Genomic DNA, 22,500 nt, shown 5'->3' on the forward strand with positions numbered 1-22,500 from the left:
CGTCATTCCGGCGAAAGCCGGAACCCATTTTGACTTTGCTGTTGCTTCAGGCTCCATCGCGGCAAGCAAAAACAACCGCAAGATCAAAATGGGTTCCGGCTTTCGCCGGAATGACGGCGATGGTTGTCTCGTTGGTGCTTGTGGCGGCCGTCGCGGCGACGCCCCGCCTCAGCGCGCAGCCAGCGGCTTGTTCGCGCAATTGGCCTGATAGAACTCCAGCGCCGCCGGCATCAGCTGCTGCAGCGCCTGGATGCGGTTGGCCGGGTCCGGATGGGTCGAAGCGAATTCCGCCGGCCGCTGCCCGCCGCCGAGCTGGGACATGCGCTGCCACAGCGGCACCGCCTGGCGCGGGTCGTAGCACGCGGCCGCGGCCAGCATCAGCCCGACCTTGTCGGCCTGGGTCTCGTGGTTGCGCCCGTACGGCAACACCAGCCCGTACTGCGCGCCGGCGCCGAGCGCGCCCATGATCATCTGCTGCTGTTGCGGGTCCATCCCGCCGACCGCGGCGCCCGCGGCGACCTGGCCGAGCTGCACCAGCTTCTGCTGGGCCATGCGCTGCGAACCGTGGCGCAACAGCGCGTGGGCGATCTCGTGGCCCATCACCACCGCCAGCGCGTCGTCGTTCTGGGTCACCGGGAACAGGCCGGTGTAGACCGCCATCTTGCCGCCGGGCAGGCAGAAGGCGTTGGCCTCCTGCGAGTTGATCACCGCCACGCTCCACTTGAAGCTGCGGTAGTCGGTCGGCGCTTCCTGGTTGTTCTGTTTCGCCAGCGCCTGTGTCACCTGCGGCACCTTGTCGATCAGGCGCTGGGCGATCTGGCTGACCGCCTGGCTCTGCGGCGCGCTCGACGGCAGCAGCGCGCGCTGCGAGTTGGCGTCGTTGAGCACCTGCACGAAGGCCTGCTCGCCGAGCTGCACTTCCTCGTCGGCGCTGGTGCCGTAGTGCGCGGTCTCGCCGGTGTAGGGATCGGTCTTGGCGCTGCCGAACCACGACCACGCCGCGTACAGGCCGAACAGCAACAGGATCCACCAGCGGAATCCGCCGAACCCGCGCCGCCCGCCCCGGGCCTGGTTGCCGTAAGGGTCCACTCTCATCCGCCTGCTCCCGAAAATGCCGGGCGTCGCCGCCTCGATCCGTCGCTTGAAATCCGCCCCCGGCGCGCGCCGTGGCCGTTCGCCAACATTGTGCCGCCTGCCCGCCCGCGCCTCGCCGCCCCTGCCGCTTCCGCTTTCGCCGCCGCGCCGCGCGCGCGGACATCAAATCAGATATCGCGCACCACGCGGAAGCCCAGGCGCCCGTTGGTGGTGTCGGCGCTGCTGCCCTGCCGCCACGCCGCGCGCGACTGCGCCGGCGAACTCGACCAGGCGCCGCCGCGGAACACCCGCGTGCGGCAGCCGGGGTTGAACCATGCCGCGCCGTCGCGCGGCGCGCGCCGGTAGTTGTCGTGCCAGCAGTCGGCCACCCACTCGCTGACATTGCCGCCCATGTCGTGAAGGCCGAATGCATTGGCCGCGTAGCTGCCGACCGGCGCCGGACCCCAGGCGCCGTCGCCGTAGCCGGGGAAGGCGTTGCGCCAGCGCCGTCCGCTGGGCGAGACGTCGAGCGCGCCGGTGAGGTTGCCGGCCTTGGCCGGCGGCGCGCCGTCGCCCCAGGGATAGCGGCCCTGGGTGCCGGCGCGCAGCGCGAATTCGTACTCGGCCTCGCTGGGCAGGCGGTAACGCTGGCCGGTGGTGGCCGACAGCCACTCGGCGTAGGCGGTGGCGTCCTTGGCGCTGACGTGGACCACCGGCAGGTTGTCGGCGGCGGGCTTGCCGGCGTAGTCGGAACTCCAGTCCACGCCGCCGCGCCGCACCAGGTTGCCGCTGCGCTCGTCGTAGGCGATGGAGTAACCGCGGCGGCTGGCGCGGGCGCGATGCTTGCTGGCGTTCATGAAGCGGCGGAACTCGCCGACGGTGATCTCGTAGCGCGACACCGCCAGGCCGCGCTCGAAGCGGATATTGCGCAGCGGCCGCTCGGCGTCGCTGGAATCGGCCTCGCCCGCTTCGGCGCCCATGCGGAACGCGCCGTGCGGGATCACCACCATCTGCGGGCCGCGCCCGCCCTGGTCGGTGGCGTCGGTGAACACCTGGCCGGGGCGGAACAGGCCGTAGTGGGTGGCCAGTTCGATCCGCTCGCGCAGCTCGGCCGCGGCCGGGTCGCCGGGCGGCGCGATCCGCAGCAGGGTCGCCAGCACGCCGCGCGCGTCGTCGATGCCGCGCAGCTTGGGCAGCAACGCGATGCCCTCGTCGCGCAGGCGGCGGATGCGCTGCTGGCGCTGCTCGGCGATGCGGCCCTGGGCGTCGGAAGCGGTCTGCATCTTCGGCCGCACCAGCGCGGCCTTGGCCAGCCAGCGCTCGGCGCCGGCGTAGTCGTCGCGGTCGGCGGCCAGTTCGGCGCGGCGGATCAACGCGCTTTCGGCAGCGGCGATGCCCTGCTGCGCGCGCGCATCGCGCGGGCGCGACTCCAGCGCGGCGCGGAAATGCGCGAGCGCGCCGCCGGCCTGGCCGTCCTCGCCGATGTTGCCGGCGTTGAGCGCTTCCTCGCCGAGGCGGTCGGCCTCCTGGGCCTGGTCGGCGGCGTCGAGCCGTTCCAGGAACGCCTCGACCTTGCGGTGCTCCGGCGCCACCGCGCGCGCCACCGCCGCGGCCCGGTGCGCGTCGCGCAGCGCCAGCGGTTCCTCGTCGATGCGCTTGAGCGCACCGTCGCCCTCGGCCAGCAGCAGCGCCACCGCCCGGTCCAGGCCGATGGCGATGGCGCGGTCGGCGGGGGCGAAGGCGCGCAGGGCCAGGTACAGCGGGATCGCCGAATCGGCGCTGGCGTAGAGGTCGCCGGCCTTGAGCGCGGCGTCGGCGCGCTTGCGCAGCGCGGCTTGATTGTCCTCGTCGACCGCCACCGCCGGCGGCCGCCACGGCGGCACCGGCGAGACCGCCTGGTCGGCGCTGACCGTCACGATCGGCTGGCGCGGCGCGGTTTGCGCGTCGGCGCGGCGCTCGCGCTCGCCGCAGCCGCACAGCAGCCCGGCACAGGCCAGGCCCAGGATCAGCGTGCGGGTCCAGTGAGTTGCGCGCAAACCTGCGGCCTCTGCGGGGGATGCGAAGACCCGCGCAGCATATCGTCTCAGCGGCCGCCGCCGGGAATCGACGGCGCCCGCGGCCGGCCGCGGGCGCGGCCGCGACCGGATCGGCAAAGCCCGCGACGCGCGATTTCGCAGGCGATTTGCGGTTTTTTCCCGGCCGTTCCGGCTTCCCCACGCGATTTGAGCTATTGTCGCCCGCCCGGGCCCCGACCCGGCCGACTCCGCTTCCCGCTCGCCGCCCATGCCCGTCTGGATCAACACCCCCGCCGCGCTGCAAGCGCATTTCGACACCCGGCCCGCGCGCATCGGGCTCGACACCGAGTTCATCCGCGAACGCACCTACTGGCCGCAGCTGGCCCTGGTGCAGATCGCGATCGAGCGCGAAGGCGAGGACGAGCCGACGATCCTGCTGGTCGATCCGCTGCGCCCCGGCATGACCCAGGCGCTGGCGCCGATCCTGGCCGACACCGCCATCCTCAAGCTGGTGCACAGCCCGAGCGAGGATCTGGTCGCGTTCAAGCACGCCTGCGGCGTGGTGCCCAAGCCCTTGTTCGACACCCAGCAGGCCGCGGCGCTGGCCGGCATCGGCGGCGGCCTGGGCTACCAGAAACTGGTCGAACAGCTCACCGGCGTGGCCCTGCCCAAGGGCGAGACCCGCTCGGACTGGATGCGCCGGCCGCTGTCGCCGTCGCAGCTGGACTACGCCGCCGACGACGTGCGCCACCTGTTCGCCATGCACGACGCGCTCGACGGCCTGCTCGCCCAGCTCGGCCGGCAGCAGTGGCTGGCCGAGGACGCCGCGCGCACCGTGGTCAACGCCGAGAACGAGGCGCCCGAGCGCTGGCCGCACCTGTCGATGCGCAGCGCCCAGTTCCTCGACGCGGCCGCGCAGCGGCGCCTGCTGCGGCTGCTGCGCTGGCGCGACGGCTATGCCCGCGACAGCGACAAGCCGCGCAGCTGGATCCTCGACAACGAATTGGCCGTGGCCATCGCCCGCCAGGCGCCGGCCGACCGCGACGCGCTGCAGCGCCAGATCGAGAGCCACCCCAAGGCTCCGCGCAAGCTGGTCGAGGCGATCTGGACCGCGCTGTCCACGCCGCTGGCCGACGAAGCGCAGGCGCCCGACGCCGGCGTCGCCGAGACCCGCGACAAACAGCGCCTGCGCCAGTTGCAGGAGGCCGTGGCCGGCCGCAGCGCCGCGCTCGGCCTGCCCGACGGCGTGCTGGCCTCGCGCCGCTGGCTGGAGGCATTGCTCGACCACGGCGAATGGCCCGAGGCCCTGTCCGGCTGGCGCCGCGCCGCGCTGGAACCGGCGCTGGCGCCGCTGCTGGCCGCGCCGGGCGGCGCCGCCTGAGCCGCGAGGCCGTTGCGGCGAGCCGGGCGCCAGCGCGAATTTTCGCCTCGGGGCTAGCGCGCCCGCCGCAGGCCCGCTAAACTTGCCGCCTCAGTTTCATGTGGGGCCATAGCTCAGCTGGGAGAGCGCGTCGTTCGCAATGACGAGGTCGGGAGTTCGATCCTCCCTGGCTCCACCACTCGATTCACGAAAAGGCCGACGAGCGATCGTCGGCCTTTTTGTTTGCGCGGTTTGCGCGCGTCCCGCGCGGCGCCGCAGCCGGGCATCGCGCGCGGTCGCGCCGGCGTAGCGCCCGGACGGAACTGAGACCGGGGTGCCGAAAGCGCCGCGAAACGCCGGCGACGCCCTCTCCCATGGATCGCATACCCGCTCCGGGCCGCTGGCCGCGGCCGGCTCGGCCGGACCGCGCCTAGACCGGTCCGCCCCTGCGCTATGATGCGCACCGCGGGCACACGGGGTGTGACTGCAAAACACTCTTTACGGACCTACGGAGCACCGCGCCCCGGCGCGCTCCCCCATGCATTAGGAAGGCGATGTCGTACAACGCCGAAACCGCCGGCCCGCTGCGTTCGGCCTCCCGCCTCAAGCTTCGCACGGCGCTGCAGTTCGCGTTCTGCGCGGCGATCTTCGCCGCCAGCCTGGTCCCGGCCGTGCTGACCCTGCGCAAGCAGCCGCCGGATGTGGAGAAGGTGCAGGAACTGCGCAAGCTCGCCGAGTTCCCGAGCGCCTGGGAAGGCGGCGCGCTCGCGATCGACAAGAACTATGTCGCCGTCGACCGCTGGTTCAACGACAACCTCGCCTACCGCAGCCTGATGATCCGGCTGAAGAACCAGCTCGATTACTCGCTGTTCCGCTCCTCCAGCCGGGTCTACTTCGGCAAGCGCCGCGAAATCTACGGCCGCAACCTGCTCGACAACGAGCTGCCGGCGGCCGAGCGCCTGTTCGCCACCGACGAGGCGATCGAGAAGACCCGCAACGGCGTGGCCGCCTTCGACCAGCGCGCGCGCGCCCAGGGCGTCACCGTGATCTGGATCGCGCCGCTGCAGCGCGCGCACTTCGACCAGAGCCGGCTGCCGTTCTTCGCCCCGCGCCTGCCGCAGCCCTCGCGCTTCTTCGCGTTCTACAACCGGCTCAAGCAGACGCCGCAGCTGCAGTTCGTCGATCTCTACGCGCTGATGCGCGCCGAGCAGTCCAACTTCCCGCTGTTCTTCCGCCAGGATTTCCACTGGACCGACCTGAGCGCGCGGCTGGTGGCGATGGACGTGGTCGCGCGCATCGCCAAGCTGGAGGGTTCGCCCAAGCAATGGGCCTACCCGCTGGAAGTCGAGGAAACGCCGTACGTCGGCAGCGACATGCGCTTCGCCGCGCTGCTGCACGCCAAGCCGCTGGTGGAGCCCGGGGTCAAGAAGAACTGGGCCGACTTCCACGTCTACAACGCGCGCAGCACCGCCGAGACCGGGCTGGAGTTCGACACCGACAGCCTGCCGGGCAAGGGGCTGCTGCCCAACACCTGCCTGTTCGGCAACAGCTTCTCCGACGGCATGGTCCGGGTCGGCCTGGGCGACCACTTCGAATCCTTCACCCGTTTCGACCGCAACGGCTCGGTGCTGCAGGCGCCGGAAACGGCCCGCGCGCGCGGCTGCAAGTACCTGATCATCCAGCTGCTCGACATCTCTCCGGCGTGGTCGGTGTTCGCTTCGTAACCCGCCACTTCTTCCGTCTTCCAGCCGCCGAACGCCGATGGTCTTCTCGTCTCCCGCTTTCCTGTTCGTTTTCTTCCCGCTGTTCTTCGGCTTGTATTTCCTGTTGCCGCGCGCGCTGCGCAACGCCTGGATCCTGCTGTCGAGCGTGCTGTTCTACGCGCTGGGCGCGGGCCCGTTCACGCTGCTGCCGCTGGGCCTGGTCGCCGCCAACTGGGCGCTGAGCCACCTGATCGAGCGCTTGCGCGATCGCCGCATCGGCGCGCTGCCGGCCGACCGGCTGGCGCTGTGGCTGGGCGTGGCGATGAACCTGATCCCGCTGCTGCTGTTCAAGTACCTGGTGTTCTTCGCCCAGATCGCCGCCGACTTCCTCGGCCCGATGGCCGCGTTCGATCCGGCCAAGCTCGGCTGGATCCTGCCGCTGGGCATCTCGTTCTACAGCTTCCACTTCATTTCCTACCTGGTCGACGTCTACCAGCGCCACATCCCGGCCGAGCGCAGCGTCGCCAAGTTCGCGATCTACATCTTCCTGTTCCCGCATCTGGTCGCCGGGCCGATCGTGCGCTTCGCCGAGATCAAGTCGCAGCTGGGCATCGAGCGCCGCGGCCTGGTCGGCCGCGACGTGTACTGGGGCCTGCTGATCTTCATCGTCGGCCTGGCCAAGAAGATCCTGATCGCCGACCCGCTGGGTTCGGTGGTCGACGTGGTCCACTCCGGCGACCTGCACCTGTCGACCTATTCGGCGTGGCTGGCCGCGCTGTGCTACTCCTTCCAGATCTACTTCGACTTCTCCGGCTACACCGACATGGCGATCGGCATGGCGCGGATGATGGGCTTCCGCTTCCCGCAGAACTTCGACCGCCCCTACACCTCGCACAGCGTGACCGAGTTCTGGCGGCGCTGGCACATGACCCTGTCGCGCTGGTTCCGCGACTACCTCTACATCCCGCTCGGCGGCAATCGCGGCAGCGCCCAGCGCACCTACTTCAACCTGCTGGTGATCTTCGTGCTGTGCGGCCTGTGGCACGGCGCGGCCTACACCTTCCTGGTCTGGGGCCTGGGCCACGGCCTGCTGCTGGTGCTGGAGCGCGCCAAGCTGCTGCGCCTGCAGAACCTGCCGGCGGCGAACCTGTGGGTGTTCGCGCTGGTGACCCTGTTGTGGGTGCCGTTCCGCTCCAAGGACCTGGCCACCACCGGCAAGCTGCTCAAGGCCATGTTCGGGCTGGAACCGTCGGTGCCGCTGTGGGTCGAGGCCAACCGGATGCTGGCCAATCCCAAGATCCTGTTCCTGCTGGCCCTGGCCGCGTTGATCTGCCTGATCGGCCGCCCGACCTTCGACAAGCTGCGCAGCTTCAGCTTCAAGACGCCGGCGCTGATGCCGGTCTACTGCGCGGTGTTGTACTTCCTGGCCTGCATCTCGGTGGTGGAAAGCGGGTTCAACCCGTTCATCTACTTCCAGTTCTGAGGCCCGACCGCGCCGCGCGGCCGCGCAGGCGGCCGCGCGCGTGCACCCGCACTGGCCTGGGCGCATCAGTCCAGGTTGAGCTGCCACGACACTCCGAAGCGGTCCTGTACCCAGGCGAATCGCTGGCTGAAGCCGTAATTGTCCAGCGGCATCAGCACCTTGCCGCCCTCGCCCAGCGCCTGCGCCAGGACGTCGAGCTGTTCGCGCGACTCGCAGGTCACGAACAGCGAGCTCGACGGAGTGAAGTCGAAGGCGTGCTCGACCGGGCTGTCGCTGCACATCACGGTCAGGTCGCCGAGGGCGAAGCTGGCGACCATCACCGAGCCCTCGGGCCCCTGCTCGCCCGGGCCGTAGCGGCGCACCTCGAGAATGCGGCTGTCGGGGATCAGCGAGACATAGAGGTTCATCGCGGCCTCGCATCGGCCGGCGAACATCAGGAACGGGCAGACCTGGACGGGCATGGCGCGGCCTCGGCTTCGTCGCGACCCGCGGTCGCGGAAGCTGCAGGGTAGCGCCGCCGGCGTTGCCGCGACGGCAAGCGAATCGTGTCGAAGTGTGAAGCCGCGGCGCCGGGCGCGATCCGCGCGGCGCAGCCGCGTCAGGACCGCGCCGCCAGCCGCCGCCGGTTGTGTGCGACCGTTCGCGCGACCGGCCGCAATCCGCTGGCCAACACCGCGTCGCCGGCGCGCGCCGCCTCGCGCCACCAGCGCAGCGGATCGTCGCCGGCCGGGCCCAGCCAGGGTTGCGGGCGCAACCACCAGCCGGCCTGCCACTGCCACCACTGCATCGACATCTGCCACCAGGCGTCGCCGAGCGCCAGCCATTTTTCGTCGACCATGCGCTGCAGTTCGCGCACATCGCGCGCGCTCGGTGCCGACGCCGCGCGCGAGATCGCGCCGAGCCGGCTGGCGATCACCCACGGCGCGTGCTGGCCGATGGCGATCAGTTGCGATTGGGAACGCCGTGCGCTGCGCATCTTCGTCTCCCGGCCGGGCCCAGGCGCGATCCCGGCTCGTGTTGGGTGCCGGCGCATCGCGAATGCGGGCGCCATTGCTGCGGGCCATCTTGGCGCCGCCGGCGTTACCGGGACGTGTCGGGAGCGAGACGCGCGCGGGTCTGACAGGCGCAGAAAACGCGGGGCCGCGCGCGTTATCGCGACGACCGTCGCCATGCCGCGGCCGCGTGTCGCGGCGCGGTCGTGCGGCGGACGCCCGCATCGCCGATTCTGCAATGTCCGCTGGCCGCCGCGGCCAGGCTCGCTTCGCACAAGCGCCGATGCCGCCGCCCTGGCCGGCGCCGACGGACGCCGCGCCCGGCCCGATCGCCGGCGCGCCGCACTCCGATCGCGTCCGACCCTGCAAGACGCGCGCAAGCGTTAATGGGCGCGCCGACGGATCGCTGCGCGACCGCGGCGGGCGTCGCCGGCGACACGGCGCGCCCTTCCCCAGTTCCGACAAGGAGTCTCATGAACCTCAAGCGTTTCGCCCTGTTCTGCGCGCTGGCCTTGGCCAGCCACGGCGCCCTCGCCTCCGGCTGGACCTCGCTCGGCCGCCTCAACGCGCCGACCGGGTTCCCCCAGGCCGGCACCTGCAACCTGCGCGTGATCAACCACTACTGGAGCAGCAAGCCCATCGTCGTGCCGAGCGCGGTCAACCGCTACGGCCCGACCAACGTGCAGTACGCGTTCGCGCTGGATCTGAGCTCGCTGCGCACCTTCACCAGCAACTCGGTGGCGCTGTCGCGGTTCAAGACCGCGGTGGACGCCTACAACGCCACCGCCGGCGCCAAGAGCCTCTCCGCCACCCTCAGCGTCGGCGACTTTCCCGGCGTGAGCATCAACCTGTCCTACGCCGATGCCGCCGGCCTGGTCCAGGGCAGCGGCTGGGGCGTGGCGCCGTCGGAACTGCAGTACTACGAGCTGCAGGAATCCTGCCCGCAGTAAGCGTTCGCGCGGACACGACATCGCGGGGCCCACGGCGGCCCCGCGATGTCGCGCCGCGCCGTCGAAGCTCAGCGCAGCGGGATCGCGATCGGCCGCAACGGCGCCGCGTCGCCGCCGCGGATCTTCAGCGGCCCGCCGATGAAGGCGAACTCGTAGACGCGGTCGCGCGAAAGTTCGTCCAGCGCGATCAGCTCGATGATCGGCACGCCGTGCTGCGCCAGCAGGTAGGTGTGCAGCGGCACGTACTCGCCCTGCACTTCCGACGGGAAGGTTTCCAGGCTCAGATTGTCGGCGCCGAGCACCATCGCCCCAGCTTCTTCGACCAGATAGCGCGCCGCGTCGATGCCCAGGCCCGGCGGCTGGGCGATATAGGCGTCGGCTCGCTCGAACAGCTTCATCCGGCCGGTGCGGATCAGCACGATGTCGCCGCGCTGCAACTGGGTCTTCTGCTTGTCCAGCGCTTCGCGCAGGTCCTGGCGGGTGATGCGGTACTGGTCGGGCAGCATGTCCACGCCCTTGGCCGCGGCGATGTCGAGCATCACCCCGCGCGCGACCAGCGGCGGGAATTTCTCGATCCCGGCCTTGTTCCAGCCGCGGTCGCCGAGGTGCCGGTCGGCTTCGAAACCGTTCCAGATCCGCCCGCCGACGCCGAAGTGGTTGAGCGCGTCGATATGGGTGCCGGTGTGGCTGTACATCGAGAACGCGCTGCCGGTGTAGCTGGTGTGGGCGTTCATCGCTGCGCCGACCTGCATCGGATCGTCGACCCGGGTGCCGCGCGGGGTGTGGGTCATCCAGAACTGGTAGTGCGGATCGCCGGCCGCTTGCCAGCTCGGCATGCCGATGAAGTACTCGGTGGCCAGATCGTAGACCTTGCCGCCGCGCAGGCGGCCGAGCACGGCCGCGCGCGACTGTTCGGTGATCAGGTTGAGCCGGCCGATCTGGTCGTCGGCGCCCCAGGGGCTGCGGCCGACTTCGGCGGCGGAGGCGGACGCGAGCGGGGACAGGGCCAGCGCCAGCGCGACGGCGGCGAGGCTGCGGGGGACGTTCATCGGGAATCTCCATGCGTTCGCGCCGGTGCGGCGCGGATCGGGCGGCGCCTTGGCCGCGTGCAAACAGCATGGGCGCCGCGGCGCGGGCGAAACAGCCGCGCCGGGTGCAGGGACTGTTCGCTGGCGCTCAGCAATCCGCGGCCAGCGCGGCCGGCAGTTCGTCGCCGAGGAAATCGACGAAGGCGCGCACCTTGGCCGGCAGCAGGCGGCCGGTGGCGTAGACCGCGTGCACGTGACGCGGCGGCTGGCGATGGCGCGGCAACAGTTCGCGCAGGCGGTCGGCGGCGATCGCCGGCGCGGCCACGAACGCCGGCAGGCTGCCCACGCCGTGACCGTCGACCAGCAGGTCGCGCAGCAACAGGCTGTTGTTGGCCGCCACCCGCGGCGCCGGCAGGGTGAATTCGCTGGCGCCATCGGCGCCCTGCAGCTGCCACGCGCGCGGCGACTGCGACAGGCTGTAGCCCAGCAGCGCGTGCCCGCACAGTTCCTGCGGCGTGCGCGGCTCGCCGTGGCGCTGCAGGTAGGACGGCGCCGCGCACAGCAGTTGTTCGACCTGGCCCAGGCGGCGCGCGACCAGGCTGGAATCCTCCAGCTCCGAACGCAAGCGCACCGCCACGTCGAAGCCCTCGCCGACCAGATCGACGACGCGGTCGTCCAGCGCCAGATCCAGGCGCAGGTGCGGATGCGCGGCCAGGAACCGGCTCAGCAGCGGCGACAGCACGCACAGCCCGAACGACAGCGGCGCGTTGATCCGCAGCAGGCCGTCCACGCGTTCGGAGCCTGCACGCATGCGCTGTTCCAGCGCGTCGATCTCGTCGAGCAGGCGGCAGCATTCGGCGTAATACAGCCGGCCGCCGTCGGTCAGGCTCATGCGCCGGGTGGTCCGCTGCAGCAGCACCGTGCCCAGGCGCGCTTCCAGCTGCCGCACCTGCTTGCTCAGGCCGGCCGCCGACAGGGCCAGATCGTCGGCGGCGCGGGCGAAGCTGCCGAGTTCGACCACCCGGCGGAAACTGCGCATCAGGGCGAGGGAGTCCATGCGGCGGCGGTCGTGCGATGAGGGCCGGCCATGATGCCGCCGGCGGGCCGGCGCGGCCAGCCGGGCGGCGCGATCTCGCACGCGTCGCCGCCGCTGCGCGAGCGGCGCCGGCGCGCTCACTCCACCCACTGCGCCGGGCTGCATTGCGCGTGATAGGGCCGGCAACCGCTGAGCCCGCCGCGCCTGCAGATCGACAGTCCCAGTTCGGTCGCCGCCTGCGCCGTCGGCGAAACCGCGACGCTCGATCCCCGGTCGGCCGCGATCAGCGCCCCGCACTGGTCGGCGAAGCTCAGCATCAGCGCGCACTTGCGGCCGCCCTTGCGCTTGCACGCCGCCAGCGCCGCGCGTTCGGCCGACGGCTTGCTGCGTTCGCCGCTCGCCGCGCCCAGTCCGGCGGCTTCGTCGAGCGCGAACGCGCCCCAGCGGCTTTCCCAATGCGCGACGCGCGCGACAGGGCTGCGCGCGCAGCCGGGATCGTTCCGCGCGCGAGCGCCTGCGCAGTCCTGCGCATGCGCGCCCGCCGCGAACAGCAGCATCAGCGCCCACGCGGCGTAGTGGATTTGCTTCATGTCCGACTCCCCGAGCGAGCCCCGCCTTCGCGCGCGCCGGGATCGAACACAGCCTGTCCGGCGAGGTTTCGCCCGAACGCTAGCACCGGAAAAATCGCCGCGACAAGCGCGCGATGCGCGCATGCGGATTCGAACATCAGTGGGTGCGAACGATCCTCACCGAATCGGCACGCTCAGTGAGAACCGACGGCACGCATAGATCATCGGCACGCCGATACGACCCTCGTCGCAAGCGCGATCCGCTATCGGCGCGCCGTCGCCGCAAGCGGCCGAAGCACGCGGCCGAAGCGCAAAGCGCCGCGTCAGCCGGCGGCGCTCTCCAGCGCCGCGAGCCGCGCCCGCGCCGGCGCGACCTGTTCGACCACCGCATCGAGCGCGACCGCCGCCGGCATCGGCTCGGCGGCGAAGCGGTGCCGCTCCAGCCAAGCCTGGAACATCAGCACGTTCCACAGATGGGTGTGCCACTTGCGCTCGCCGGCCTGGAACCCGGTCCACACCGCGCGGATCGCGCGCGGGTCGAAATGGCCTTCGCGGCGCAGGCGCGATTCGTCCAGCAGGCCCTCGGCCCACTCGCGCAGCGGCCCGCGCAGCCAGCGCGCGACCGGCGCGCCGAAACCGGTCTTGGGCCGGTAGATCAGCTTGTGCGGCAGATAGCGTTCGAGCAGGCGCTTGAGCACGTACTTCTGCTCGCCGCGATGGTGCTTGAGCGCGGTCGGCAGCGACCAGGCGAACTCGATCACGCTGCGGTCCAGCAGCGGCGAGCGCGTCTCCAGGCCGCAGGCGCTGCCGGCGCGGTCGATCTTGGTCAGGATGCCGTTGGGCAGGTCCATGCGGAAATCCAGGAACTGCACCCGGTCGGCCGCGTCGCCGACCGGCAGGTAGGCCTGCGGATCGAGGAACGCCGTCGCCGGCTCGCGCGCGCCCGGCACCGCCGCGGCGGGGTCGCGCCAGCGCGAAACGCGCTGCAGGTAGTGGTCCTCGACCGTCTGCGCGCGCAGCTCCGCCCACAGCGCGCCGAACCCGCCCAGGCGCGCGCGCTCGGCCTCATCGCCGCCGCGGCGCGGCGCCAGCCGCCGCAGCGACGCCGGCAGGCGCTGGTTCCAGCGCGCGTTGCGCAACGCGCGGCAATAGGCCGAGTGTCCGAAGAACAGTTCGTCGCCGCCGTCGCCGGTCAGCGCCACCGGCGTGCGCCGCGCGACCAGCTCGCTGGCGATCAGGGTCGGCACCTGCGAGGAATCGGCGAACGGCTCGCACCACACCTGCGGCAACCGGTCGATCGCCTCCAGCGCCTCGCGACCGCCGACGCGGTGCTCGGTGTGGCGGGTGCCCAGCGCGCGCGCCACCGCGCGCGCCCAGTCGCTCTCGTCGTGGCGGTCGTCGTCGAAGCCGATCGCGTAGCTGTCGACCGGCGTGGACGACTGCGCCTGCATCATCGCCGTCACCAGCGAGGAATCGGTGCCGCCGGACAGGAACGCGCCGACCGCGGCCGGCGCGCGCATGCGCGCGGACACCGCCTGTTGCAGCAGGATTTCCAGCTGGTCGACGGCTTCGTCGGCGCCGATGTCGCCGCGCAGTTCGACCGCCTCGGTCATGCGCTGGCGCGCGCACCAGTAGGTCTGGACGTCGTGCGCGGGCCGGTGCGCGCCGGCGCCGGCGCGCAGCGCCTGCGCGGTCATGCGCAGCACGCCGCCGGGAGCGAGCTTGAACACGCCGCGATGGATCGAGAACGGCGCGGGAATGTAGTCGTAGCGCAGCAGCAGGCTCAGCGCATCGCGGTCGACCGGCGCGTCGAAGCCGGGATGGCGGTGCAACGCCTTGAGTTCGGAGCCGTAGGCGAAGTCGCCGTCGATCCAGCCGTAGTACAGCGGCCGCTCGCCGATCCGGTCGCGGGCCAGCCACAGCTGGCGTTCCTGCCGGTCCCACAGGCTCAGCGCGAACGCGCCGTCGCAGCGGCTCAGCGCGCGGCGCAGGCCCCAGCGCACGATCGCGGCGAGCATCAGTTCGGCGTCGCCGGCGTGCGCGTCGACCGCGTCCAGCGCGACCAGCTCGCGGTGCAGCGCTTCGCGCGCGTACAGCGCGCCGTCCAGGCTCAGCAGGTAGCGGCCGTCGGCGCTGGCCACCGGCTGGGCCAGGCCGTCGCGCTCGCGGCAATGGGCCAAGGCGACGCCGGCGGCGCAGTCGCTCCACAGCGCATGCGCGCGCGGGCCGCGGTGATGCAGCGCGTGGATCATCGAGCGCATGCAATAGCGCAGGCGATCGTCTTCCCAATCCGGCTGCGCGCGCCAGAGTCCGGCCAGGCCGCTCATGCGGGCCTGCCCGCGAGGCGGCGGGCGCGAGTGCGAAACGGCATCGACGGCGTCGTGGTCATGGTCGTGGGCTCGGCAGGGTCGGTCGCGGCGCGAGCGGAGGCGGCCCGCTCGCGCCGACGGGGCGGGTCAGAAGCGGTACATCACGCTCAAGGTGGCTTCGCCGGTCTTGATGTCGTCGGCGCCGGCCTTGCGGCGGAACGCGCTGTCGGCCTTGCTCAGCCCGGTCACGTCCAGGCGCAGGGCGAACTGGTCGGTGAAGTGGTAGTTCGCGCCGACGCCGAGCGCGGCGATGTTGACGGTTTCGCTGGCCTTGCCCAGGCCGACGGCGCCGCGCACCGGGGTGAACTCGTTGCGCGCGCGGCCGACGGAGGCCTTGCCGAAGATCTCGAAACGCTCGCCGATCGGCAGGATGCCGAGCGCGCTGAGCTGCAGCGAACGGGTGTCGTAGTCGCCCAGGCCGCGGCGGCTGACCTCGCCGAACAGGTCGTGGTAGGAGCCTTCCACGGCGAAGTAGCGGTTGAAGCGATAGCCGCCGCCGAGCACGAAGCTGGTGCTGCCCTTGTCCTGGCTGCGCTTCTGCCCTGCCGGCAGCGCGGAACGCTTGGCGTCCCATTGGGTGGTCGCGGCGCCGACGCCGCCGTAGGCGTAGAAGCCCTCGCGTTCGCCGGCGCCCTGGGCGTTTGCGGCGGTGGACAGGGTGAAGGCGATCGCGGCGGCGGCGAGCGCGGACAGCGTACGTTGCATGCGGGTGGAACTCCGTCGTGTGGGGACGGAGCCATGTTCGGCGCAGGCAAGCGCGGCGTCAGTTGCAGTATCTGGGTGCGCGCGTGACCACCGGCGACGCTCGGTAACGGAGTGTTACCGGGCCGTGGGGCGGCGGCGATCGAGGATCGGGGCCGCAAGCGCGAACGCCCGCAGCGAGGATCGACCGACGGCGCAATCGAACTCGCGCGCGGGTCGTACGGCTCCGGCCCGGACGCGCTGGCGCGAAGCCGAGGCCGATGCCGATGCCGATGCCGACATCGACGTCGAGCCTGTGCGCGACCAGACTATCCGAATCCGTGCGTTCTCGCGCAGGCCGCAGCCCGCCGGCGCTACTCGCCAGCGCAGCGCAGGATGCCGTCGAAACATTCCGCTGCGCTTACTGCGCCGGCAGATCGATGCGGAAACTCGCGCCGCCCAGCGCCGAATCGGCGACGCTGGCGCGGCCGCCGTGCTTTTCCGCGATCACCCGCACCAGCGCCAGCCCCAGGCCGAAGCCTTCCGGGTGCTTGCGCAACTGGGCGAAGGGTTGGAACACGCGCTCGCGATCGGCTTCGGGCACGCCCTCGCCGTCGTCGTCGACCTGCAGCGCGTAGCCGTCGCCGGCGCGCGCCACGCTCACCGCCACGCGCATGCGCGCATGGCGCAGGGCGTTGGCGATGAGATTGCGCAAGGCCAGTTCCAGCGCTTCGCGGTTGGCCGGCAGGCAGTCCACGCCGCCGCCGTCGAAACTCAGCATCAGCGGCGGCTCGGGTTCGAACACATCGGCCAGGTCGGCCAGCAACGCGGCCACCGGCACCGGCTCGCGTTCGATCCCGACCATGCGCCCGATCCGCGCATAGGCCACGCTGTGCGCGGCCAGGTGCTCCAGGCGCTGGATGTCGGTCTCCAGGCCCTCGCGCAGGTGCGCGCGTTCGTCGTCGCCGCCGGCCTGTTCCAACATCTCCAGGCCGAAGCGCATGCGCGCCAGCGGCGTGCGGATCTCGTGCGCCACCGCCTGGGCCAGGATGCGCTGGCTCTCCAGCACCTGCTGCACCTGCCCGGCCATGTGGTTGAGCGCGTGGCCCAGCGGGTTGACCAACTGCGTGGTCACCTCCGGCGCGCGCGCGTCCAGTTCGCCCGCGCTCAACGCCTCGGCGGTGGTGCGCAGGCGGCGCAGGTCGCGCCAGAAACGGTAGACCAGGAAATACAGCGGCAGCGCGATGGCGAGGAAGTACATCGCTAGGATCACGATCGAATCGATCAGATCCAGTTCGCTCCACGGCACGCCCTGCACCATCACATCGTCGAAATCGCCCAGCGCCACGGCCTGGTCGGTGCCGGGCAGGCGCTGGTAGGTGTAGGCCTCGTCCTCGCTCTCCATCACCACGTCGCCGCGCTGCAGGCGCTGCCATTCGCGCGCGGTCAGGCTCTCGCGCAGTTCCGCCAGCGACGCCAGCCGCACCGGGTAGGCGAAGCGTTCGCTGAGCTCGCGCCCCAGCGCCGGCCAGTCCTCGCGCGGCGTCTCCAGGTAGCGCTGTTCGATCAGGTAATGGGTGCCGCGCAGTTGCGCCTCGCCGTAAGCGCGGCTGTTCTCGTCGGTGATGCACAGCCACGCCGAGATGCCGCCGACCACGACCACCGCGTAGATCAGCACCACGATCAGGTAATAGCGCACGAACAGGCCGAAGTGGCCGTGCCGCGCCGGCGCCGGCCGGCGCGGCCACCATCGCCGCACCAGCGTGGCGGTCCAGCCCGGCGCGCTCATTCCCACGCGGCCCGGTTGAACAGGTAACCCTTGCCGCGCACGGTCTTGATCCGCTCGGGTTCCTCGGCGAGATCGCCGAGCTTGCGCCGCAGGCGCGAGATGCGCGCATCGATGGAGCGGTCCAGGCCGTCGAACTGGATGCCGCGCAAGGTCTGCAGCAGGTCGTCGCGGCTGAGGATCTGGCCGGCGCGGCCGGCCAGCAACACCAACAAGTCGAACTCGGCCGTGGTCAGGTCGATGCGGCTCTCGCGCAGGGTCGCCTCGCGGGTCTCGCAGTCGATGCGCAACTGGCCGAAGCGCATCACCTTGCCGCCGTGGCGCGCGGCGTGGTCGCGGCGCAGGTGCGCGCGCAGCCGCGCCAACAACACGCGCGGTTCGATCGGCTTGCCGATGTAGTCGTCCGCGCCCAGTTCCAGCCCCAGCACCTGGTCGATGTCGTCGGTGCGCGCGGTGAGCATGCAGATCACCCCGGCGTAGCGCGAACGCACCGCCCGGCAGATCTCGAACCCGTCCTGGCCGGGCAGCGACACGTCCAGCAGCACCACCGCCGGTTGCAGTTCCAGGATCGCGGCGACCGCGCGCGCGCCGTCGGTTTCCAGGGCGACGTCGTAGCCGTGCTTGCCCAGGTAATGGGCCACCAGCGAGCCGAGGCGTTCGTCGTCTTCGATGAGCAGGATGTCGGTCATAACCACGGAGCTGGGAGTCCGGACGCGCCCGCGTCGCGGGCGCGCCTCGCGCTGCGGCCCCTGGGGCCGGACCGGGTCGGGCCGGGGCCGGAGCGTGCGCTAAGCGGTCAAGTATTGCCCGCCCGTCGACAGTTGACCCGCTCGCCGGCGCCGCCGCTTCAGCCGGAAGTCGGAGACCTGACTGGTTGCGCCCGCCTCGTTCAGGCTGGGCCCGCGGCGTCGGACCCGCCGGCGCCGGAAACGAAAAACCCCGCTTTCGCGGGGTTCTCGTTGCGCTTCGTCGCGATGCGTCGAAGCTATGTAGTGGTGCCCAGGAGAGGACTCGAACCTCCACGGTTTTACCCGCTAGTACCTGAAACTAGTGCGTCTACCAATTCCGCCACCTGGGCCTTCCGCGTCGTTGCCGATGAACCGGCGCCGCTGCGAGGAGGCGTATGTTGCGTTGCGGCGACTCGACTGTCAACGGTTATTTGAAATTTTTTTTGCAGCCCGCAGCGCACGCCATCGCATCCCCGGACCGCCGTCGCGCCGCCCTTCGCGGGCCGCTCGCGCCCGCGCGCCGACGGGCGCGCAGGCGACGCGCGCGGGCCCGGGCGCCCGCGCGCATCACAACGCGATGTTGCCCTTGGCCACGATCGGCCCGGTCGGCACCCCGTGCGGCGCGCCGCCCGGCGGCTCCAGGGTGATCGCCAGGGTCGCGCCGGCGGCGAGCTTGGACAGCGCCTCCGGCGAGACCTTCAGCGAATCGGCCCACTCGGTCGAGATCAGGCCCAGCGAACGCGGCGCCTCGCCCTTCGGAATCAGCCACAGCTCGGCGACGCGGCCCTGCGGGTCTTCCGGCGTCGGCACCGCCATGGTCATGACCTTGGCGTGGCGCAGGTCGATCGAGGCCAGCCAGCCGGCGCTGCCGTCGTCGCGGGCCAGGCGGGTCACCGGGAACGCCGGCTGGTGCTCGATCACCTGCGGCGACGGCGCGACCGCGACCGGCGGCGCGACCGGGCCCGGCGCCGGCGCGCGGCCGCTCCACCACGCCACCACCGCCGCCGCCGCGGCCGCGGCGGCGGCGCCGCGCCAGAAACCGGCGCTGTGCCACAGCCCGCGCGGCCGTTCGCTCTGCACCGGCGACCAGCCCAGGCGCACGCGCAGGCGCGGCCACAGCTGCGCGGGCGCGGCGACCGGTTCGATCTCCTCGATCAGCGCGGCCAGGCGGCGCTGCCAGTCGCCGACCAGGCGGGCGAACGCCGGATCGGTTTCCACGCGCAATTCCGCCAGCCGGCGTTCGCGCTCGTCCAAAACGCCGAGCACATACTCGCCTGCCTGCACATCGGCGCCGGGCGGCTCGCGGTCGATATCGTGTTCGCGGATGTCCATGGCTCAGCGCTCCAGGCAGGCGCGCAGCTGGATCAGGCCGCGCCTGATCCAGCTCTTGACGCTGCCCAACGGCGAGCCGCTGCGCTGGGCCAGTTCCTCGTAGGTGCAGCCTTCGAAGAACGCGGTGCGGATCAGATCGCGGCGACGCGCGTCGAGCTCGTCCAGGCAACGCCGCAGGCGTTCGCGTTCGTCCAGGCGCTCGGCCTGCGCCGCGGGCGTGGGCGCGGCGTCGGCGAGTTCCTCCGACAGTTCCAGCGGCGCGCGCCGCAGCGCCGGCATCGCGCGCAGACGGTCGATGGCCTTGTTGCGCGCGATCATCGCCAGCCACACCGCGGCGCTGGCGCGGCCGGCGTCGAACTGGCCGGCCTTGCGCCAGACCGTGGCGTAGACCTCCTGCAGCACGTCCTCGGCCTCGGCGCGCTCGGGCAGCAGGCGCAGGCACACGCCGAACAGGCGCGCGGAGGTGTCGCGGTAGAGCCGCTCGAACGCGGCGCGGTCGCCGCGCGCGATCGCGCCGAGCAATTGCGCGGCCGCGTCGTCGCCGGCAGCGGGTAGTCCGGACTGCGTGGCCGTGGATTCGGTCATCTGCGCCTCGGTGATGCGCGCCGCAACGGCGCGCGAATGCGGGGATTCTAGCCAGCTTGCCAGCGGATTCGGCAAATCCGCACGACCGTCCGGCGCCGCCGCGGCCGCGCCGAAGCCGGCCGCGAACGGGCTCGGGCTCGGCAACGGGCGGCAGGCGGCGGACACAAGGGGCATGGCGGAGTCGAGCGGCGGGCGCGGCCGGGGTTGCAGATCGATACGGTCCGGCGCGGCCCGCGGATGCAGCGCCGCGGCCGCGGCGCGCGCGGCTTGAAGCGCGCGCGGCCGCGAGCTATGGTCCGGCCACATCCTTCGCGGGCGGCGCGCGTGCGCCGCCCGCTCTTGCTTTGGAGCCTGCGATGAACGACCGCCACCTGCCCCACCCCTCCGGCCTGCCGCCGCCGCTGATCGTCTCGCGCCTGGATTGCGAACGACTGGAAGAACTGTTGGACACCCCGCAGGCCGCCGGCCTGGACACCAGCGGCCTGCGCCGCGAACTCGAACGCGCGCAACTGCGCGAGCCGGCGCAGATGCCGGACGACGTGATCACCATGAACTCGGTGATCCGCTTCATCGACGAGGCCAGCGGCGAGGAACACGAAGCCGCGCTGGTCTATCCGCGCGACGCCGACGGCGGCGCGGGACGCATCTCGATCCTGGCCCCGGTGGGCACCGCCCTGCTCGGCCTGCGCGTGGGCGCGCGGATCGATTGGCCGCTGCCGGGCGGCCGGACCGCGTCCTTGCGGGTGTTGGGGCTGCGCTATCAGCCGGAAGCGTCGGGCGATCTGCATCGCTGAGGCGTGGGGCGGCGGTTTGCGGATCGCGCGCGCCGCGATCCGATCGACGCGATGCGGTTCCGCTGCCTGGTTCCGCCCCTGGTTCCGCCCTTTCTCCCGCCTCCTCGCACCTCGTCATTCCGGCGAAAGCCGGAATCCATTTTGCCGTTGCGTTTGCCGTTGCCGTTGCTCTTGGCTTGGACGCAGCCCCAACCGAGGCCCACGTTCCGCAGCCCCGAAGGGCGCGCGCATGAATGCGCGCGTGCGCCATGGGACAGGATGTCCCTTATGGCGCAGCCCCGCGCAAGGCGCTGGACTTGGTGGCTTTTGCCCTTAAACAAGCGTTTTTCTTTGGCTACTTTCTTTTGTCGCGCTGACAAAAGAAAGTAGCTCGGCCGCTTGCGGACGAAAGCTTTTGATGTTCGCTTGTCGTCGCGCGAAATATCGGTAACGGCGAAAGCAGCAGCAACGTCAACATGGGTTCCGGCTTTCGCCGGAATGACGGCCGTGAGGATGCGTATCCGACTGTAGGAGCGGCGCGAGCCGCGACCGCGACAACGCAACTACGATGAAACTTTCGCCGCAAATGCGATGGCGCGGTCGCGGCTTGCGCCGCTCCTACAGGGGGCGTGCCGCGGTGGGGTTCGTCTTTGCGTGTGCCTACTTGTGACGACAAGCGAAGATCAAGGGCTTCCGTCCGCAAGCGGCCGGGTCACTTTCTTTGTCTGAAGCCACAAAGAAAGTAACGGCGGAGTCAATGTCCAAGTGCATCACCCTGCGCCCGCGGGTTTTTGAGTTCCTCATAGAGCACCTCGACGGGCGAGCGCCTGCCCAGGCTACGGCGGGGGCGGTTGTTCATTTCCCACGCCACCTCTTTGAGGCGCTGCGCAGAATGCACCGACAGATCGGTGCCCTTGGGAAAGTATTGCCGCAACAAGCCGTTGGTGTTTTCGCAGGTTCCGCGTTGCCACGGGCTATGGGGGTCGGCGAAGTAGATCGCTAAACCAGTGCGTTCGCTCAACTGCCGATGCGATGCCATTTCCTTGCCCTGGTCGTAGGTCAAGGTCTTCTTCAAACTTTCCGGCACGCCTTCGAACGCCGAGCTGAAGGCCTCCAGCACCGTGTGCGCGGTCGCGTCGGCGAGCTTGACCAGCTTGACGTACAAGGTGCGGCGGCAGACCAATACCCCAATCGCCGAGCGGTTGTGCGCGCCCACGATCAGGTCGCCCTCCCAATGCCCCGGCATCAGGCGCTCATGCGCGGCCGGCGGCCGCAGGCGGATGTTGGGCAGATCCGGCAGATGGCCGCGGGCGTCGCTTCCCTGGCGCGTGCGGCGGCCGGACTTGCGCCCCTGCCGCAGCAGACGGGTCACCTGGCGGCGCAATTCGCCGCGCGGCATCGCATAAATCGCGGTATAGATCGTTTCGTGCGACACGCGCAGCCAGGGCCGGTCCGGGTACAGATCCCGCAGTTTGTCGGCAATCTGTTGCGGCGACCAGCACCGTTCCAGCCAATAGCGCACGCGTCGCCACAGCACGGTGTCGCGTCGCAGCTTGCGGCGCACCCGCGCCCGTCGCCGCAGTCGCTGGGCCCGCCGGCCCGCCCGGGTCGCATCGTAGCCAGGGTCGAAACGAGGGCGTCCGCGCAGCGGCGGCCCCGAATGGGACCGAAACCCATTACGGCGCAACTCGCGAGCAATTGTGCTTTGCGCCCGACCCAACGTCTGGGCGATTTGCCGTCCGCTCGCCCCTTGGGCGATCAAGACCATGATGGCCCCGCGCTCTTCTGCGCTCAGATGCGAATACTGCTGACCCATTCACAGTGCCTCACTGAGGTGATGCACTTGAGGTTAGAGACCAGCAACCAAAGAAAAGGCCTTGTTTTTTCGGATCAAGAGCCACTATGGCTCGACAGGGGCGCGGGGCCGCGCCATAAGGGGCATCCTGCCCCATGGCGCGCGTGCGCATCCATGCGCACGCCCTCCGGGGCTGCGGGACGACTGCATCGAGCTCGGGGGCGAGCACTAGCAACGGCAG

General features: G+C 71.1%; 18 protein-coding genes, 2 tRNA genes and 1 pseudogene. 6 read left to right on the top strand and 15 right to left on the bottom strand.

Going from position 1 to position 22,500, the window contains the following annotated elements:
- Positions 1-168: 168 nt before the first annotated feature.
- Both JHW41_RS16160 and JHW41_RS16165 read right to left on the bottom strand, forming a co-directional pair.
- Positions 169-1,095, bottom strand: coding sequence for a M48 family metallopeptidase (locus tag JHW41_RS16160; protein ID WP_057947060.1), 927 nt, complete (start codon positions 1,093-1,095; stop codon positions 169-171).
- Positions 1,096-1,262: 167 nt separating this feature from the next.
- The gene (locus JHW41_RS16165; protein ID WP_250443450.1) at positions 1,263-3,110 is read right to left on the bottom strand and encodes a formylglycine-generating enzyme family protein; all 1,848 of its coding nucleotides are present in this window, start codon (positions 3,108-3,110) and stop codon (positions 1,263-1,265) included.
- Positions 3,111-3,357: 247 nt separating this feature from the next.
- On the opposite strand from JHW41_RS16165, the gene rnd reads away from it, so the two are divergent.
- The 4 genes from rnd to JHW41_RS16185 all read left to right on the top strand — a co-directional run bounded on the left by rnd (position 3,358) and on the right by JHW41_RS16185 (position 7,635).
- Positions 3,358-4,470, top strand: a complete 1,113-nt coding sequence (rnd, locus tag JHW41_RS16170) for a ribonuclease D (RefSeq protein ID WP_250443453.1) — start codon at positions 3,358-3,360, stop codon at positions 4,468-4,470.
- Between the two features lie 102 nt (positions 4,471-4,572).
- Positions 4,573-4,648, top strand: a tRNA-Ala gene (locus JHW41_RS16175).
- Positions 4,649-5,003: 355 nt separating this feature from the next.
- Positions 5,004-6,173: an alginate O-acetyltransferase AlgX-related protein gene (locus JHW41_RS16180; RefSeq protein ID WP_250443455.1), complete on the top strand. Its 1,170-nt coding sequence runs from the start codon at positions 5,004-5,006 to the stop codon at positions 6,171-6,173.
- Positions 6,174-6,210: 37 nt separating this feature from the next.
- Entirely contained in the window at positions 6,211-7,635 is a 1,425-nt protein-coding gene (locus JHW41_RS16185; protein WP_057947057.1) for an MBOAT family O-acyltransferase, read from the top strand.
- 65 nt (positions 7,636-7,700) lie between these two features.
- Here JHW41_RS16185 and JHW41_RS16190 read toward each other — a convergent pair whose 3' ends face one another.
- Together JHW41_RS16190 and JHW41_RS16195 are read right to left on the bottom strand one after the other, a co-directional pair.
- Positions 7,701-8,096 (bottom strand): VOC family protein, encoded by a 396-nt coding sequence (locus JHW41_RS16190; protein ID WP_057947056.1) that lies wholly within the window; start codon positions 8,094-8,096, stop codon positions 7,701-7,703.
- Between the two features lie 137 nt (positions 8,097-8,233).
- Positions 8,234-8,611 (bottom strand): hypothetical protein, encoded by a 378-nt coding sequence (locus JHW41_RS16195; RefSeq protein WP_057947055.1) that lies wholly within the window; start codon positions 8,609-8,611, stop codon positions 8,234-8,236.
- Positions 8,612-9,100: 489 nt separating this feature from the next.
- On the opposite strand from JHW41_RS16195, the gene JHW41_RS16200 reads away from it, so the two are divergent.
- Positions 9,101-9,577, top strand: a complete 477-nt coding sequence (locus JHW41_RS16200; protein WP_250443458.1) for a hypothetical protein — start codon at positions 9,101-9,103, stop codon at positions 9,575-9,577.
- 68 nt (positions 9,578-9,645) lie between these two features.
- Here JHW41_RS16200 and JHW41_RS16205 read toward each other — a convergent pair whose 3' ends face one another.
- The 10 genes and pseudogenes from JHW41_RS16205 to JHW41_RS16250 all read right to left on the bottom strand — a co-directional run bounded on the left by JHW41_RS16205 (position 9,646) and on the right by JHW41_RS16250 (position 19,691).
- A complete protein-coding gene (locus JHW41_RS16205) occupies positions 9,646-10,626 on the bottom strand; it encodes a cyclase family protein (protein WP_250443460.1) in 981 nt (326 codons plus the stop codon).
- A gap of 127 nt (positions 10,627-10,753) precedes the next feature.
- On the bottom strand, positions 10,754-11,662 hold the full coding sequence (locus JHW41_RS16210) for a LysR family transcriptional regulator (protein ID WP_078999970.1): 909 nt from the start codon (positions 11,660-11,662) through the stop codon (positions 10,754-10,756).
- Positions 11,663-11,778: 116 nt separating this feature from the next.
- Positions 11,779-12,354, bottom strand: a complete 576-nt coding sequence (locus tag JHW41_RS16215; RefSeq protein WP_250443463.1) for a DUF4189 domain-containing protein — start codon at positions 12,352-12,354, stop codon at positions 11,779-11,781.
- A gap of 299 nt (positions 12,355-12,653) precedes the next feature.
- Positions 12,654-14,537, bottom strand: a pseudogene (gene asnB, locus JHW41_RS16220) (asparagine synthase (glutamine-hydrolyzing)); the annotation flags it as partial.
- A 129-nt stretch (positions 14,538-14,666) separates the two neighbouring features.
- Positions 14,667-15,284 (bottom strand): porin family protein, encoded by a 618-nt coding sequence (locus JHW41_RS16225; protein WP_250443469.1) that lies wholly within the window; start codon positions 15,282-15,284, stop codon positions 14,667-14,669.
- 397 nt (positions 15,285-15,681) lie between these two features.
- The gene (locus JHW41_RS16230) at positions 15,682-17,049 is read right to left on the bottom strand and encodes an ATP-binding protein (RefSeq protein ID WP_250443471.1); all 1,368 of its coding nucleotides are present in this window, start codon (positions 17,047-17,049) and stop codon (positions 15,682-15,684) included.
- On the bottom strand, positions 17,046-17,735 hold the full coding sequence (locus tag JHW41_RS16235; RefSeq protein ID WP_078999965.1) for a winged helix-turn-helix domain-containing protein: 690 nt from the start codon (positions 17,733-17,735) through the stop codon (positions 17,046-17,048). The genes JHW41_RS16230 and JHW41_RS16235 overlap by 4 nt, the downstream gene beginning before the upstream one ends.
- A 304-nt stretch (positions 17,736-18,039) precedes the next feature.
- Positions 18,040-18,124: transfer RNA gene (locus tag JHW41_RS16240), tRNA-Leu, on the bottom strand.
- A gap of 217 nt (positions 18,125-18,341) precedes the next feature.
- On the bottom strand, positions 18,342-19,106 hold the full coding sequence (locus JHW41_RS16245; RefSeq protein WP_250443475.1) for an anti-sigma factor: 765 nt from the start codon (positions 19,104-19,106) through the stop codon (positions 18,342-18,344).
- A gap of 3 nt (positions 19,107-19,109) precedes the next feature.
- On the bottom strand, positions 19,110-19,691 hold the full coding sequence (locus JHW41_RS16250) for a sigma-70 family RNA polymerase sigma factor (protein ID WP_057950045.1): 582 nt from the start codon (positions 19,689-19,691) through the stop codon (positions 19,110-19,112).
- 356 nt (positions 19,692-20,047) lie between these two features.
- Here JHW41_RS16250 and rnk point away from each other — a divergent pair, with 356 nt between their 5' ends.
- On the top strand, positions 20,048-20,485 hold the full coding sequence (rnk, locus tag JHW41_RS16255) for a nucleoside diphosphate kinase regulator (RefSeq protein ID WP_057947046.1): 438 nt from the start codon (positions 20,048-20,050) through the stop codon (positions 20,483-20,485).
- Between the two features lie 733 nt (positions 20,486-21,218).
- On the opposite strand, the gene JHW41_RS16260 is transcribed toward rnk, so the two are convergent.
- Positions 21,219-22,280: an IS30 family transposase gene (locus JHW41_RS16260; RefSeq protein WP_057945874.1), complete on the bottom strand. Its 1,062-nt coding sequence runs from the start codon at positions 22,278-22,280 to the stop codon at positions 21,219-21,221.
- Positions 22,281-22,500 lie beyond the last annotated feature (220 nt).

This window comes from Lysobacter enzymogenes, from assembly GCF_023617245.1.
In the GTDB taxonomy this organism is placed as follows: domain Bacteria; phylum Pseudomonadota; class Gammaproteobacteria; order Xanthomonadales; family Xanthomonadaceae; genus Lysobacter; species Lysobacter yananisis.